A 13,165-nucleotide genomic window follows, 5' to 3' on the forward strand; every position below is an offset into this window, starting at 1 on the left:
AAACTGTGCAGCCGGCCCAATGCGGGCCAGCCTTGGATAGTTTTAGCCTTACTTGCCCGTCTTGACCTTGGTCCAGCTACGGGTCATTAAACGCTGCACTTTCGGGGGTAGCTCAAAGTTGACGAATGTCCGCTCGAGAACCGCCTGCGGTGGGTAAACCGCTGCGTCGGTGCGTATCGATTGCTCCATCAGTTTGTCCGCCCCTGGGTTAGGGTTGGCGTAACCGACTTGATCGCTGACCTGAGCGATCACCTCAGGCTGCAGCAAATAGTTGATGAAGGCATGGGCTTCCTTGACGTTGCTGGCATCCTTGGGAATCGCCAGCACGTCGAACCACAGGTTGCCGCCTTCTTTGGGAATCGTGTAGGCGATGTTCACGCCTTTGCCCGCCTCCGCCGCGCGGGCCTTGGCCTGGAACACATCGCCGGAGAAACCGGCCGCCACGCAGATGTTGCCGTTGGCCAGGTCCGAAATGTATTTGGAGGAATGGAAGTAGGTCACGTAGGGCCGCACTTTCAGCAGTTTTTCCTCGGCCTTCTTGTAGTCGGCCGGGTTGGTGCTGTTGGGGTCCAGGCCCATGTAGTTGAGTACTGCGGGCAGCATTTCATCGGCCGAGTCCATGAACGACACGCCGCAAGTGGCCAATTTCTTCATGTTTTCCGGTTCGAACAACACGGCCCAGGAGTCGATCTTGTCGACCCCCAGCACTTCCTTGACCTTGTCGACGTTGTAGCCAATGCCATTGGTGCCCCACAGGTACGGCACCGCATACTGATTGCCCGGGTCGTTCTTTTCCAGGCGCTTGAGCAGCACCGGGTCGAGGTTGGCGTAGTTTGTCAGCAGTGACTTGTCGAGCTTCTGGAATGCCCCGGCCTTGATCTGCTTGCCCAGGAAATGGTTGGACGGCACCACCACGTCGTAGCCGGTGCGCCCGGCGAGCAACTTGCCTTCCAGGGTTTCGTTGGAGTCAAACACGTCATACACAGGCTTGATACCACTGGCCTTTTCGAAGTTGGCCAGGGTGTCGGGGCCGATGTAGTCCGACCAGTTATAAATATGCACCGTCGGTGCGGCCTGTACGCTGGCAGCCAGCGTGATACCTGCACCCACCAGCATGGCTTTGCGAAATAAAGAAATTGGCAAGTGGAGGTCCTCTTGAATAGTTGGGGCCTTGAAGTTGTTGCCCGGCAACAAAACCGGCGCGCAACTTACCGTCGATAAACCGATCCGGCAAAACTTTCTGTCATTTAATTTCTGAGAGCTGTTTTGTGTGGGAGCGGGCTTGCTCGCGAAAGTGGCGTATCAGTTGATACATATGCTGGCTGACGCTCCGCATTCGCGAGCAAGCCCGCTCCCACACAAGCTCGCTCCTACAGGTTTCTGGCGTTATTTACCGGACTTGATCTTTGTCCAGCTACGGGTCATTTCACGCTGAGTTGCCGCTGGCATGTCGGCAATGGCGTAGAGCTTGGATTGCACTTCGGCCGACGGATAAATACCCGGGTCGCTGGTGATGTCTTTATCGACCAGGGCAGTGGCTTTCTCGTTACCGTTCGGGAAACGCACACTGTTGGTGATCGCGGCCATGACGTCTGGCTTGAGCAGGTAGTTCATGAATGCGTAGGCAGCCTCGACGTTTTCGGCATCCTTGGGAATGGCGACCATGTCGAAGAAGCTGCCAGCACCTTCCTTGGGAATGTCATAGGCGATCTTGACCTTGCCACCGGCTTCAGCCGCACGGGTTTTGGCCTGTTCGATGTCACCCGAGTAGCCCACAGCCACGCAGATGTTGCCGTTGGCCAGGTCGGAGATGTACTTGGATGAGTGGAAGTAGCCGATCGAAGGACGGATTTTCATGAACAGGTCTTCGGCCTGTTTCAGATCAGCCTTCTTCGTCGTGTCGGTCGGCAGGCCCAGGTAATGAAGCGCTACCGGCAGCATTTCGGTTGGCGAATCGAGGAAGCTCACGCCGCAGCTTTTCAGCTTGGCGATGTTTTCCGGCTTCATCAGTACGTCCCACGAGTCGATCTTGTCCACGCCCAGTGCGGCCTTGACCTTCTCCGGGTTGTAGCCGATGCCCATCGAGCCCCACATGTACGGGAAGGCGTGCTTGTTGTCCGGGTCGCTGACCGATACAGCCTTGAGCAGGGATTTGTTCAGGTTGCCGTAGTTGGACAGCTTGGACTTGTCCAGCTCCTGGTAGACACCGGCCTTGATCTGCTTGGCGAGGAAGCTGTTCGACGGCACGACGATGTCGTAGCCGGACTTGCCTGCCAGCAACTTGGCTTCCAGGGTTTCGTTGCTGTCAAAAACGTCGTACACCACTTTGATGCCCGACTCTTTTTCAAAGTTGGCGATGGTGTCCGGTGCAATGTAGTCGGACCAGTTGTAAACGTGCAGCACTTTATTGTCTGCCTGGGCCGCGCCCGCCATTGCGCCCATCAGGGACAAGGCGAGGAGAGTCTTGCCAGCGTTCTTCAAACCTAATGCCTTCATTTGGTGATGCTCCAATTTTTTCTTTTTTGGGCCACAAGCGTTGTATGTTTTACGGCCCAACCGAAGGGCAACAAAACAGGGCGACAGTCTGGCAAGTTCAGGGGCTGGCTTTCAACCAAAGCCCCTGCCTTTTTAACTGCCCAGTGCACCGCGCACTGAGCCTAGCACTTAGCCCTGCAAGGCAGCCAAAGTCAGGTCCAGGCAATGGCGGGCCTTGGTGACCAGCTCGTCGATTTCAGCCTTGCTGATGACCAGTGGCGGCGAAATGATCATAGTGTCGCCCACGGCGCGCATGATCAGGCCATTTTCAAAGCAGAAGGTTCGGCAGATCATGCCGGCGCCTTTGCCTTCGTGACGCTTGCGCGTCGCCTTGTCCTGCACCAGCTCGATCGCACCGAGCATACCGACGCCGCGTACTTCACCCACCAGCGGATGATCGCCCAGTTCCCTCAGACGTTTCTGCAAATACGGTGCCGTTTCGTCGTGCACACGGTTAACGATTTTTTCATCGCGCAGGATGCGGATGTTTTCCAGCGCCACGGCCGCGGCCACCGGGTGGCCGGAGTAGGTAAAGCCGTGGTTGAAATCGCCCCCTTCGTTGAGCACCGCCACCACTTCGTCACGCACGATCAGGCCGCCCATGGGCACGTAGCCCGAGGTCAGGCCCTTGGCGATGGTCATCATGTGCGGCTTGAGGTCGTAGAAATCGCTACCGAACCACTCACCGGTACGGCCGAAGCCGCAGATTACTTCGTCGGCGACAAACAGGATGTCGTACTTGGCGAGGATTTCCTTGATGCGCGGCCAGTACGTGGCAGGCGGCACGATCACGCCACCGGCGCCCTGGATCGGCTCGGCAATAAAGGCGCCGACGTTGTCCACGCCCAGCTCCAGGATTTTCTCTTCCAACTGGTTTGCGGCCCACACACCGAATTCCTCGGGGCTCATGTCGCCGCCTTCGCCAAACCAGTAGGGCTGCGCGATGTGGGTAATGCCCGGGATCGGCAAATCGCCCTGCTCGTGCATATAGGTCATGCCGCCCAGGCTGGCGCCGGCCACGGTAGAGCCGTGGTAGCCATTCTTGCGGGCAATGATGGTTTTCTTGTTGGGCTGGCCCTTGATCGCCCAGTAGTGGCGGACCATGCGCAACATGGTGTCGTTGCCTTCGGAGCCAGAGCCGGTGAAGAACACATGGTTCATGCCGGCCGGCGCGACATCGGAAATGACCTTGGCCAACTCCAATACCGGTGGGTGTGCGGTCTGGAAGAACAGGTTGTAGTACGGCAGTTCTTTCATCTGCTTGGCGGCGGCATCGGCCAGTTCATCGCGACCGTAACCGATCGCCACGCACCACAGGCCGGCCATGCCGTCGAGGATCTTGTTGCCTTCGCTGTCCCACAGGTAAACACCGTGGGCTTTGGTGATGATCCTTGGGCCTTTCTCTTTCAATTGCTTGAAGTCGCTGAACGGCGCCAGGTGGTGATCATTGCTCAAGGCTTGCCATTCACGGGTTTGCGGGTTGTTGCTGGACATACCAATCTCCTAGACTTTTCAGTGAAGGCGCGCCATTTAAAAGGCGCGCCCGGCGCATCAGACGGCGAAGAGCAGGAATTCCCGCTCCCACGAACTGATCACGCGCTTGAAGTTTTCATGCTCGGCCCGCTTGACCGCGACGTAGCCCGTGATGAATTTTTGCCCCAGGTATTTCTCGATGGTCTTGCTGTTTTCCATGCGTTCCAGAGCGTCTTCGATGGTCAACGGCAGGCGCAGGTTGCGCCGCTCATAACCACGGCCCACCACCGGCGCGCTCGGGTTATGGCCTTCGACCATGCCGATGTAGCCGCACAACAGGCTGGCGGCAATCGCCAGGTACGGGTTGGCGTCGGCGCCCGGCAGGCGGTTTTCCACGCGGCGGTTCTGCGGGCCGGCATCCGGTACGCGCAGGCCGACGGTGCGGTTTTCTTCGCCCCATTCCACGTTCACCGGCGCCGAGGTATCGGGCAGGAAGCGGCGGAACGAGTTCACGTTGGGGGCGAATAAAGGCAGCAATTCAGGGATGAACTTCTGCAGGCCGCCGATGTGGTTGAGGAACAGCTGGCTCATGGTCCCGTCTTCATTGGAGAAGACGTTCTTGCCGGTGGCAATGTCGATGATGCTCTGGTGCAGGTGCATCGCGCTGCCGGGCTCGCCGGTCATGGGCTTGGCCATGAAGGTGGCGGCCACGTCGTGCTTGAGCGCGGCTTCACGCATGGTGCGCTTGAACACCAGGATCTGGTCGGCCAGGGACAGGGCATCGCCGTGACGGAAGTTGATTTCCATCTGCGCGGTGCCGTCCTCGTGAATCAGGGTGTCGAGGTCCAGCTCCTGCAGTTCGCACCAGTCGTAGACGTCTTCAAACAGCGGGTCGAATTCGTTGGCTGCTTCTATAGAAAAGGACTGGCGACCGGTTTCCGGGCGGCCGGAGCGGCCAATCGGCGGTTGCAGCGGGAAGTCCGGGTCTTCGCAGCGCTTGGTCAGGTAGAACTCCATCTCCGGCGCCACGATGGGCTGCCAGCCGCGGTCGGAGTAGAGCTTGAGGACTTTCTTGAGCACGTTGCGCGGCGACAGCTCGATCGGGTTGCCTTGCTTGTCGTAGGTGTCGTGGATCACCTGGGCGGTCGGTTCGATGGCCCAGGGCACCAGGAATACCGCGTTCTGGTCGGGGCGGCAGATCATGTCGATGTCGGCCGGGTCGAGCAATTCGTAATAGATGTCGTCTTCGACATAATCGCCGGTCACGGTCTGCAACAGAACGCTCTCGGGCAGGCGCATGCCTTTTTCGGCAATGAACTTGTTGGTCGGCGAGATCTTGCCCCGGGTAATGCCGGTAAGGTCGCCAATCATGCATTCGACTTCTGTGATCTTGTGGTCTTTCAACCAATCGGTGAGCTGGTCGAGGTTGTTACTCATAAATGCCTCTGGGCTGGGTTTCCTGGCATCCATTAAAGGCCAGGCGTTGGTTGACGCAGCATCCGCGTCGTTTTTTCATTCAGGGTAGGAGCTTACCTGCCATTTGCCCGCAGGTTGCATTCCTCAGGCCAAAGTTGTGCGCAATTATGATCGGCACGGCGGATGAGGGTCGCTCAGTGGCGTCGGAGATGGCAAAAAGGAGATCGGCCGGGCCGTCAAGAATATTGGCCGGTGCCTGGGCATTCACACGGGGCGAACGAGCTGCGGACAAAGCCTGGCTGGAGCAGGCGCAGACGCCGATTGGCGGCAGGTGAAACATGAAGCACCCCGGTATTATTGCTGTTATGGGTTTGAATCGAGCTTAGCCTTGTTCATTTTTTTACACAACACCCCCGTAAAAAATCCTACACGGCCCGCTCAAGCCTGCAGGTCCCAAGCCCCTAAAACCCAAAAAACCGCCCCAAAACCCCGCAAAAAAGGCTCCATGGCGCTTTTTTAGGGCAAAAAATGCCTCGCTTGACTTCGGCAGGCCGTTCGGGTTGACTGAAACCAGAAAAGATCAATGATTGATATTTTTAACAACAAAGGTGTTGCATCATGTCGGTACCCCCGCGTGCCGTTCAGCTTAACGAAGCGAACGCGTTCCTTAAGGATCATCCTGAGGTTCTGTACGTAGACCTTCTAATTGCGGATATGAATGGTGTGGTGCGCGGTAAGCGCATCGAACGCACCAGCCTCCACAAGGTTTACGAGAAGGGCATTAACCTGCCTGCCTCTTTATTTGCCCTGGATATCAACGGCTCTACGGTGGAAAGCACCGGCCTGGGCCTGGACATCGGTGATGCTGACCGAATCTGTTATCCAATCCCCGACACCCTGTGCAATGAACCCTGGCAAAAGCGCCCTACCGCGCAACTGCTGATGACCATGCACGAACTTGAAGGTGAACCTTTCTTCGCCGATCCGCGCGAAGTGCTCCGCCAAGTTGTTACCAAGTTTGACGACCTCGGTCTGACCATCTGCGCCGCCTTCGAGCTTGAGTTCTACCTGATCGACCAGGAGAACGTGAACGGCCGGCCACAACCGCCCCGCTCACCGATCTCCGGCAAACGCCCGCACTCGACACAGGTCTACCTGATCGACGACCTCGACGAATACGTCGACTGCCTCCAGGACATTCTGGAAGGTGCCAAGGAGCAAGGCATCCCGGCGGACGCCATCGTCAAGGAAAGTGCCCCGGCGCAGTTCGAAGTGAACCTGCACCACGTTGCCGACCCGATCAAGGCCTGTGATTACGCGGTACTGCTCAAGCGCCTGATCAAGAACATCGCCTACGACCATGAGATGGACACCACCTTCATGGCCAAGCCTTACCCAGGCCAGGCAGGCAACGGTTTGCACGTACACATCTCAATTCTGGACAAGGACGGCAAGAACATCTTTGCCAGCGAGGATCCCGAGCAGAACGCCGCATTGCGTCACGCGATCGGCGGTGTGCTGGAGACCCTGCCCGCCCAGATGGCGTTCCTGTGCCCCAACGTCAACTCCTACCGTCGTTTCGGCGCACAGTTCTACGTGCCGAACTCGCCGTGCTGGGGCCTGGATAACCGCACCGTGGCGATTCGCGTACCCACTGGCTCGTCCGATGCCGTGCGTATCGAACACCGTGTGGCTGGCGCCGATGCCAACCCTTACCTGCTGATGGCCTCGGTATTGGCGGGCGTGCACCACGGCCTGACCAACAAGATCGAGCCGAACGCTCCGGTGGAAGGCAACAGCTACGAGCAGAACGAGCAGAGCCTGCCGAATAACCTGCGCGATGCCCTGCGTGAGTTGGACGACAGCGAGGTAATGGCCAAGTACATCGATCCTAAATACATCGATATCTTCGTCGCCTGTAAGGAAAGTGAGCTGGAGGAGTTTGAACACTCCATCTCCGACCTTGAGTACAACTGGTACCTGCATACCGTGTAAGCGGTTGCTGCAATAAAAGAACGCCGCTGATTTTGGTCAGTGGCGTTTTTTTATGGGTTTATTTTGGAAACCGGGTTCGCCTCATCGCAGGCAAGCCAGCTCCCACATTTGATCGCGTTCCAACCTTCAAATGCGTTCCATTGTGGGAGCTGGCTTGTCGGGTCGCCGCATCGCTGCGATAGCGGCCTGGCAGACAACACACCTTCCTGCTCATACAATGCCCGCTGCCTTGTAGGAGACATCCATGACCACCCGCCCCGCCGCCCCTCGCAAACCCCGCGCCCGCAGCCAGGCCCGGATCGATGCGATCCTTGAAGCCGCCCGCACCTTGCTGGCCGCCGGAGGTGTGGCCAGTTTGTCGATCTACAGCGTGGCCGAACGAGCACAGATACCACCGTCATCGGTGTACCACTTTTTCGCCAGTGTGCCGGCGTTGCTGGAGGCGTTGACCGCTGACGTTCACGCAGCCTTTCGCGCCGCCATCCAGGCGCCCATCGAGCATGAATCGCTCAAGCATTGGCGCGACCTGTCCTACATCGTTGAACAACGCATGCTCAGCATCTACAGCAACGATGCCGCGGCGCGCCAGTTGATCCTCGCTCAACACGGGTTGGCCGAAGTGACCCAGGCCGACCGCCAGCATGATCTGGAATTGGGCGACTTGATGCTGGCGGTGTTCAATCGCCACTTTGAAGTGCCAACGCTACCGAGCGATGTGGACGTGTTTGCCCTGGCATTGGAGTTGAGCGACCGCGTGTACGCGCGGTCGGTGCATCAGCATGGGCTGATTACGCCGCGCATGGCGGAGGAAGGGATGCGGGTGTTTGACGCGTATGTGGGGCTTTATTTGCCGGCCTATCTGCCCAAGCGCTGATCGTTCCCACGCTCTGCGTGGGAATATATCCCGTGGCGCTCTGCGTCACCTTTGGCACAGCGGGACGCGGAGCGCCCCAGGCGGCATTCCCACGCAGAGCGTGGGAACGATCAGTGGCGTTATCACAACTTGGCAATCGACACCTCAGTGGATTTCACAAAGGCAATCACTTCACTGCCGATCACCAGCTCCAACTCCTTGACCGAACGGGTGGTGATCACCGAGGTGACAATGCCGGACGCGGTCTGCACGTCAATTTCCGACAGCACGTCGCCAACCACGATTTCCTTGATGGTGCCTTTGAACTGGTTACGCACGTTGATGGCTTTAATAGTCATGGTGTTTTTCCTGTGTGAGTTATTGAGCCCAACGCAATTGCGTCGGCAGCGGTGAAACAGGTTCGGGTTCCGGTGGGGAACCGGGTAGCGACAGCACGCGGTTGAGCACTTCGGCTTCCAGCGCGGCCAAGCGGTGTGAGCCACGGGCCCGTGGGCGTGGCAAGTCGATGTTCAGGTCGAGGCCGATTTCGCCGTTTTCAATCAGAATCACGCGGTCGGCAATCGCCACGGCTTCGCTGACGTCGTGGGTCACCAGCAACACCGTGAAACCGTGCTTGCGCCACAGGTTTTCGATCAGTTGCTGCATCTCGATGCGGGTCAGGGCATCCAGTGCGCCCAGCGGCTCATCGAGCAGCAACAGGCGCGGCTGGTGGATCAACGCCCGGGCGAGTGCCACGCGCTGTTTCTGGCCACCGGACAACGCCGCCGGCCATTCATTGGCGCGCTCGGCCAGGCCAACCGCTTCCAGCGCATCCAGCGCTTTGGGCCGCCAGTCGCCCTTGAGGCCCAGGCCGACGTTATCGATGATCTTTTTCCAGGGCAGCAAACGCGCTTCCTGGAACATCAACCGTGTATCTTCAATCGCTTCGTGCAGTGGCGCGGAGCCGGCCAGCAGCTCGCCGCCACTGGCTTTGTCCAGCCCTGCCAACAGGCGCAGCAAGGTACTTTTGCCGCAACCGCTGCGGCCGACCACGGCCACGAACTGCCCCGCAGGAATATGCAGGTCGATCTCTTTGAGCACTTCGCGGGTACCAAAGGCCTTGCGCAATTTGCGCACCGCCAGTGGGATACCCTTCAACAGACGCGGAGGTTGTTGGGCCGTCATGCTGCACCTCCTTTGACTTGATACGCCGGGTGCCAGCGCAGCCACACACGTTCCAGCCCACGGGCTGCCAGGTCGGCCAGTTTGCCGAGGATGGCGTACATGACGATGGCCAGTACCACCACGTCGGTTTGCAGGAATTCACGGGCATTCATCGCCAGATAACCGATGCCGGAACTTGCCGAAATGGTTTCCGCCACGATCAGCGTCAGCCACATGAAGCCCAGGGCGAAGCGCACCCCCACCAGGATCGACGGCAGCGCGCCCGGCAAAATCACTTGCCAGAACAGGCTGAAACCGGACAAGCCATAGCTGCGCGACATCTCCACCAATGCCGGGTCGACATTGCGGATGCCGTGGTAAGTGTTCAGGTAGATCGGGAACAAGGTCCCCAGGGCCACCAGGAAAATTTTCGCGGTCTCATCAATGCCGAACCACAGGATCACCAGCGGAATCAGCGCCAGGTGCGGCACGTTGCGGATCATCTGCACGGAGCTGTCGAGCAAGCGCTCGCCCCACTTCGACAAGCCGGTGATAAAGCCCAGGGCCAGACCGATGCTGCCTCCGATCACAAAGCCCAGGCCGGCGCGCCAGCCGCTGATGGCCAGGTGCGTCCAGATTTCGCCGCTGACCACCAGGTTCACCCCGGCTTCGATCACTGCACTCGGCGCTGGCAGAATGCGCGTCGACAACCAACCCGCCGACACCGACAACTGCCACACCGCCAGCAATAAGATCGGCAGCACCCAGGGCGCCACGCGATGGCTGATTTTTTCTAAGTCCATAACGGCGCCTCAGCTCTGTGACGCAGCTTTGGGAAGGATGTCGTTGGCCACCATCTCGCCAAACGGACTGACGTAGCCGGCGCTTTTTGGCAGCTCGGGACGTTCGATATCCAGGTGCGGGAACAACAGCTCGGCGACCCGATACGACTCTTCCAGGTGTGGATAACCGGAGAAGATAAAGGTATCGATACCCAGGTCCGCGTACTCCTTGACCCGTGCCGCAACCGTGGGGCCATCGCCCACCAGCGCCGTCCCTGCGCCGCCACGTACCAGGCCGACGCCGGCCCACAGGTTGGGGCTGACTTCCAGGTTGTCACGGCTACCGCCGTGCAAGGCTGCCATGCGTTGCTGGCCCACCGAATCGAAGCGCGCCAAGGACGCCTGGGCGCGGGCGATGGTCTCGTCGTCCAGGTGGGAGATCAGTTTGTCGGCGGCTTTCCAGGCTTCGTCGTTGGTTTCGCGCACGATCACATGCAAGCGAATGCCAAAGCGCACCGTGCGTCCCAGTTTTGCAGCCTTGGCGCGTACCTGCGCGATCTTTTCCGCAACGGCTGCCGGCGGCTCGCCCCAGGTCAGCACCATCTCCACCTGTTCGGCCGCCAAGTCCTGGGCGGCCTCGGAGGAACCGCCGAAATACAGCGGCGGGCGTGGCTGCTGGATCGGTGGGTAGAGCAATTTGGCGCCTTTGACGCTGATGTGCTCGCCGTCGTAGTCCACGGTCTCGCCTTCCAGCACACGGCGCCAGATGCGGGTGAATTCCACCGACGCCTGGTAGCGCTCTTCATGGCTCAAGAACAATCCGTCGCCAGCCAGTTCTTCCGGATCGCCACCGGTGACCAGGTTGAACAGCGCACGGCCACCAGACAGGCGATCCAGGGTCGCGGCCTGACGCGCGGCCACGGTCGGGGAGATGATCCCAGGGCGCAGGGCAACCAGGAATTTCAAGCGCTGGGTCACGGGGATCAGCGAGGCGGCCACCAACCACGAGTCTTCGCAAGAGCGGCCCGTAGGGATCAACACCCCGCCGAAACCCAGGCGGTCGGCAGCCTGGGCCACTTGTTGCAGGTAACCGTGGTCGACAGCGCGGGCGCCTTCGGCGGTGCCAAGGTAATGACCGTCGCCGTGGGTGGGCAGGAACCAGAAAATATTGAGGCTCATGGAGTTGTCTCCTGAATGAAGTCGGATTACGGCGCTTTGGCAACCGCGGCGGGTGGCGTCCAGATCACGTCCTTGATGCTCAAGGGCTTGGGGATCAATTTGAGTTGGTAGAAGGTGTCTGCGATTTTCTGCTGGGCGGCGACCACTTCCGGGGTCAGGAACAGCGCGCCGTAGCCCTGGCGTTTCACCGATGTGAGGGTGATATCTGCCGGCAGGCCGAGCAGTGGGGCGACCTGCTCAGTCACTTCCTGCGGGTTGGCCTTGGACCATTCGCCTACCGCACGCACCTCTTCCACCAACGCCTTGATCACTTGCGGGTGCTGTTCGGCGTAGGATTTGGTGGCCAGGTAAAACTGATGGTTGTCGGCAATTGCGGTGCCGTCTCGCAGGGTGCGCGCTTGCAGTTGCTTCTCGGCGGCGGCCTGGTACGGGTCCCAGATTACCCAGGCGTCCACGCTGCCACGCTCGAATGCGGCACGGGCATCGGCGGGGGGCAGGAACACGGTCTTTACGTCGGTGTAGTTGAGGCCGGCATCTTCCAGGGCACGCACCAGCAGGTAGTGCACGTTGGAGCCTTTGTTGAGCACGACCTTTTTACCCTTGAGCTCGGCCACCGATTTGATCGGCGAGTCCTTGGGCACCAGGATCGCTTCGCTGGTAGGCGCGGGTGGTTCGTAGGCGACGTAGAGCAGATCGGCGCCAGCCGCCTGGGCAAACACCGGTGGGGTTTCGCCGGTAACGCCGAAGTCGATGGAGCCGACGTTCAGGCCCTCGAGCAATTGCGGGCCACCGGGGAACTCGGTCCACTGCACCTGCACGCCTTGGTCGGCCAGGCGTTTTTCCAGGGTGCCCTTGGCCTTGAGCAGCACCAGGGTGCCGTACTTCTGATAACCGATCCGCAAGGTCTCGGCGGCTTGGGCTTGAACGATGGCGCCGAAGGACACAGCCGCAGCAAAGAGTGCGACCAGACCACGACGCAAGATGACAGTGCGCATGGCGCTCTCTCCAACTGTGCGATTAGGGTTTTGGCTGCACCTGCTTGGCCGTTGTCGGCTGAGTAAGGTGAGGGTTTCCAGCTTTTCGGGGTGAGGCTCAGATGCTCCAGCGAGCACTCAACAAACGTTCATTCAATACGTCAGGGTCCAAAGGTTTTGGCCGTCGCGCCATGGCGCTGTAGAGCTGCTCCAGGGCTTCGTGCAGACGCTGTTCAAGTACCGGCACCAGTTGCGCCTGAACACTGCCTTCGCCATAGGCGATCTGGCTGTCTTCGGCAAAAATACCGTGGAGCAATTCCTGCGCCTTGAGGGCCGACAGCACCGGCTTCAGGGCGTAGTCCACCGCCAGCATGTGGGCGATGCTGCCGCCGGTCGCCATCGGCAGCACCACCTTATGGGCCAGCGCACGCTCCGGCAGCAGGTCCAATACGGTTTTCAACGCCCCGGAAAACGACGCCTTGTACACCGGCGTGGCGATCACCAGCCCGTCAGCGTTGGCGACTTGTTGCAGCAGGTCGATGACCTTGGGGCTGTCGAAGCGTGCGTGCAGCAAGTCTTCAGCCGGGAAGTCCCGTACCTGGTAACTCACCACTTCCACGCCCTGCTGTTGCAGCCACTGACGGGTTTTATCCAGCAAGACCCCAGAGCGGGAACGCTGGCTGGGACTGCCTCCAAGTGTTACGACCAGCATGCAGGAGATTCCTTGAGCAAGTGTCGGCGGTTCGCTGTGCGGCGATGGCGCCAAGATGGGATAGACCTTATCAGCAGATTTA

At 59.5% G+C, this 13,165-nt stretch carries 12 protein-coding genes; 2 read left to right on the top strand and 10 right to left on the bottom strand.

Translation table 11 applies throughout. From position 1 onward, the window contains the following. Window positions 1–48 precede the first annotated feature (48 nt). The 4 genes from GH769_RS23435 to GH769_RS23450 all read right to left on the bottom strand — a co-directional run bounded on the left by GH769_RS23435 (window position 49) and on the right by GH769_RS23450 (window position 5,445). A complete protein-coding gene (locus GH769_RS23435) occupies window positions 49–1,143 on the bottom strand; it encodes a polyamine ABC transporter substrate-binding protein (protein ID WP_014720384.1) in 1,095 nt (364 codons plus the stop codon). A 243-nt stretch (window positions 1,144–1,386) separates the two neighbouring features. Beyond that, window positions 1,387–2,481 carry a polyamine ABC transporter substrate-binding protein gene (locus GH769_RS23440; protein ID WP_019817783.1) on the bottom strand — a complete coding sequence of 365 codons (1,095 nt, stop codon included), beginning with the start codon at window positions 2,479–2,481 and terminating at the stop codon, window positions 1,387–1,389. Between the two features lie 183 nt (window positions 2,482–2,664). Beyond that, window positions 2,665–4,029 (bottom strand): aspartate aminotransferase family protein, encoded by a 1,365-nt coding sequence (locus GH769_RS23445; protein ID WP_014720386.1) that lies wholly within the window; start codon window positions 4,027–4,029, stop codon window positions 2,665–2,667. 57 nt (window positions 4,030–4,086) lie between these two features. After that, the gene (locus tag GH769_RS23450; RefSeq protein WP_003195249.1) at window positions 4,087–5,445 is read right to left on the bottom strand and encodes a glutamine synthetase family protein; all 1,359 of its coding nucleotides are present in this window, start codon (window positions 5,443–5,445) and stop codon (window positions 4,087–4,089) included. A 597-nt stretch (window positions 5,446–6,042) separates the two neighbouring features. On the opposite strand from GH769_RS23450, the gene GH769_RS23455 reads away from it, so the two are divergent. Both GH769_RS23455 and GH769_RS23460 read left to right on the top strand, forming a co-directional pair. Then, window positions 6,043–7,419, top strand: a complete 1,377-nt coding sequence (locus GH769_RS23455; protein ID WP_003195252.1) for a glutamine synthetase family protein — start codon at window positions 6,043–6,045, stop codon at window positions 7,417–7,419. A gap of 244 nt (window positions 7,420–7,663) precedes the next feature. Next, on the top strand, window positions 7,664–8,293 hold the full coding sequence (locus GH769_RS23460) for a TetR/AcrR family transcriptional regulator (protein WP_032902255.1): 630 nt from the start codon (window positions 7,664–7,666) through the stop codon (window positions 8,291–8,293). Between the two features lie 122 nt (window positions 8,294–8,415). On the opposite strand, the gene GH769_RS23465 is transcribed toward GH769_RS23460, so the two are convergent. The 6 genes from GH769_RS23465 to ssuE all read right to left on the bottom strand — a co-directional run bounded on the left by GH769_RS23465 (window position 8,416) and on the right by ssuE (window position 13,083). Further along, window positions 8,416–8,631 (bottom strand): molybdopterin-binding protein, encoded by a 216-nt coding sequence (locus GH769_RS23465; RefSeq protein WP_003176783.1) that lies wholly within the window; start codon window positions 8,629–8,631, stop codon window positions 8,416–8,418. A 19-nt stretch (window positions 8,632–8,650) separates the two neighbouring features. Continuing rightward, window positions 8,651–9,457, bottom strand: coding sequence for an aliphatic sulfonates ABC transporter ATP-binding protein (gene ssuB / locus GH769_RS23470; RefSeq protein ID WP_032902254.1), 807 nt, complete (start codon window positions 9,455–9,457; stop codon window positions 8,651–8,653). Continuing rightward, a complete protein-coding gene (gene ssuC / locus GH769_RS23475; RefSeq protein ID WP_003195258.1) occupies window positions 9,454–10,239 on the bottom strand; it encodes an aliphatic sulfonate ABC transporter permease SsuC in 786 nt (261 codons plus the stop codon). The genes ssuB and ssuC overlap by 4 nt, the downstream gene beginning before the upstream one ends. Window positions 10,240–10,248: 9 nt before the next feature. Further along, window positions 10,249–11,397: an FMNH2-dependent alkanesulfonate monooxygenase gene (gene ssuD, locus GH769_RS23480; RefSeq protein ID WP_003195260.1), complete on the bottom strand. Its 1,149-nt coding sequence runs from the start codon at window positions 11,395–11,397 to the stop codon at window positions 10,249–10,251. 26 nt (window positions 11,398–11,423) lie between these two features. Beyond that, window positions 11,424–12,392 carry a sulfonate ABC transporter substrate-binding protein gene (locus tag GH769_RS23485; RefSeq protein WP_020301825.1) on the bottom strand — a complete coding sequence of 323 codons (969 nt, stop codon included), beginning with the start codon at window positions 12,390–12,392 and terminating at the stop codon, window positions 11,424–11,426. Between the two features lie 97 nt (window positions 12,393–12,489). Next, window positions 12,490–13,083, bottom strand: a complete 594-nt coding sequence (ssuE, locus tag GH769_RS23490) for an NADPH-dependent FMN reductase (protein WP_014720392.1) — start codon at window positions 13,081–13,083, stop codon at window positions 12,490–12,492. Window positions 13,084–13,165 lie beyond the last annotated feature (82 nt).

Origin of the sequence: Pseudomonas sp. CFSAN084952, from assembly GCF_009648855.1 — a bacterium.
GTDB lineage: Bacteria > Pseudomonadota > Gammaproteobacteria > Pseudomonadales > Pseudomonadaceae > Aquipseudomonas > Aquipseudomonas paracarnis.

What these genes read in the sequence shown, in the direction of transcription:
- ssuE (WP_014720392.1), bottom strand. Translation starts at nt 13,083, where the DNA reads ATGCTGGTCGTAACACTTGGAGGCAGTCCCAGCCAGCGTTCCCGCTCT.
- GH769_RS23485 (WP_020301825.1), bottom strand. Translation starts at nt 12,392, where the DNA reads ATGCGCACTGTCATCTTGCGTCGTGGTCTGGTCGCACTCTTTGCTGCG.
- GH769_RS23455 (WP_003195252.1), top strand. Translation starts at nt 6,043, where the DNA reads ATGTCGGTACCCCCGCGTGCCGTTCAGCTTAACGAAGCGAACGCGTTC.
- GH769_RS23460 (WP_032902255.1), top strand. Translation starts at nt 7,664, where the DNA reads ATGACCACCCGCCCCGCCGCCCCTCGCAAACCCCGCGCCCGCAGCCAG.
- GH769_RS23445 (WP_014720386.1), bottom strand. Translation starts at nt 4,029, where the DNA reads ATGTCCAGCAACAACCCGCAAACCCGTGAATGGCAAGCCTTGAGCAAT.
- GH769_RS23450 (WP_003195249.1), bottom strand. Translation starts at nt 5,445, where the DNA reads ATGAGTAACAACCTCGACCAGCTCACCGATTGGTTGAAAGACCACAAG.
- ssuB (WP_032902254.1), bottom strand. Translation starts at nt 9,457, where the DNA reads ATGACGGCCCAACAACCTCCGCGTCTGTTGAAGGGTATCCCACTGGCG.
- ssuD (WP_003195260.1), bottom strand. Translation starts at nt 11,397, where the DNA reads ATGAGCCTCAATATTTTCTGGTTCCTGCCCACCCACGGCGACGGTCAT.
- ssuC (WP_003195258.1), bottom strand. Translation starts at nt 10,239, where the DNA reads ATGGACTTAGAAAAAATCAGCCATCGCGTGGCGCCCTGGGTGCTGCCG.
- GH769_RS23465 (WP_003176783.1), bottom strand. Translation starts at nt 8,631, where the DNA reads ATGACTATTAAAGCCATCAACGTGCGTAACCAGTTCAAAGGCACCATC.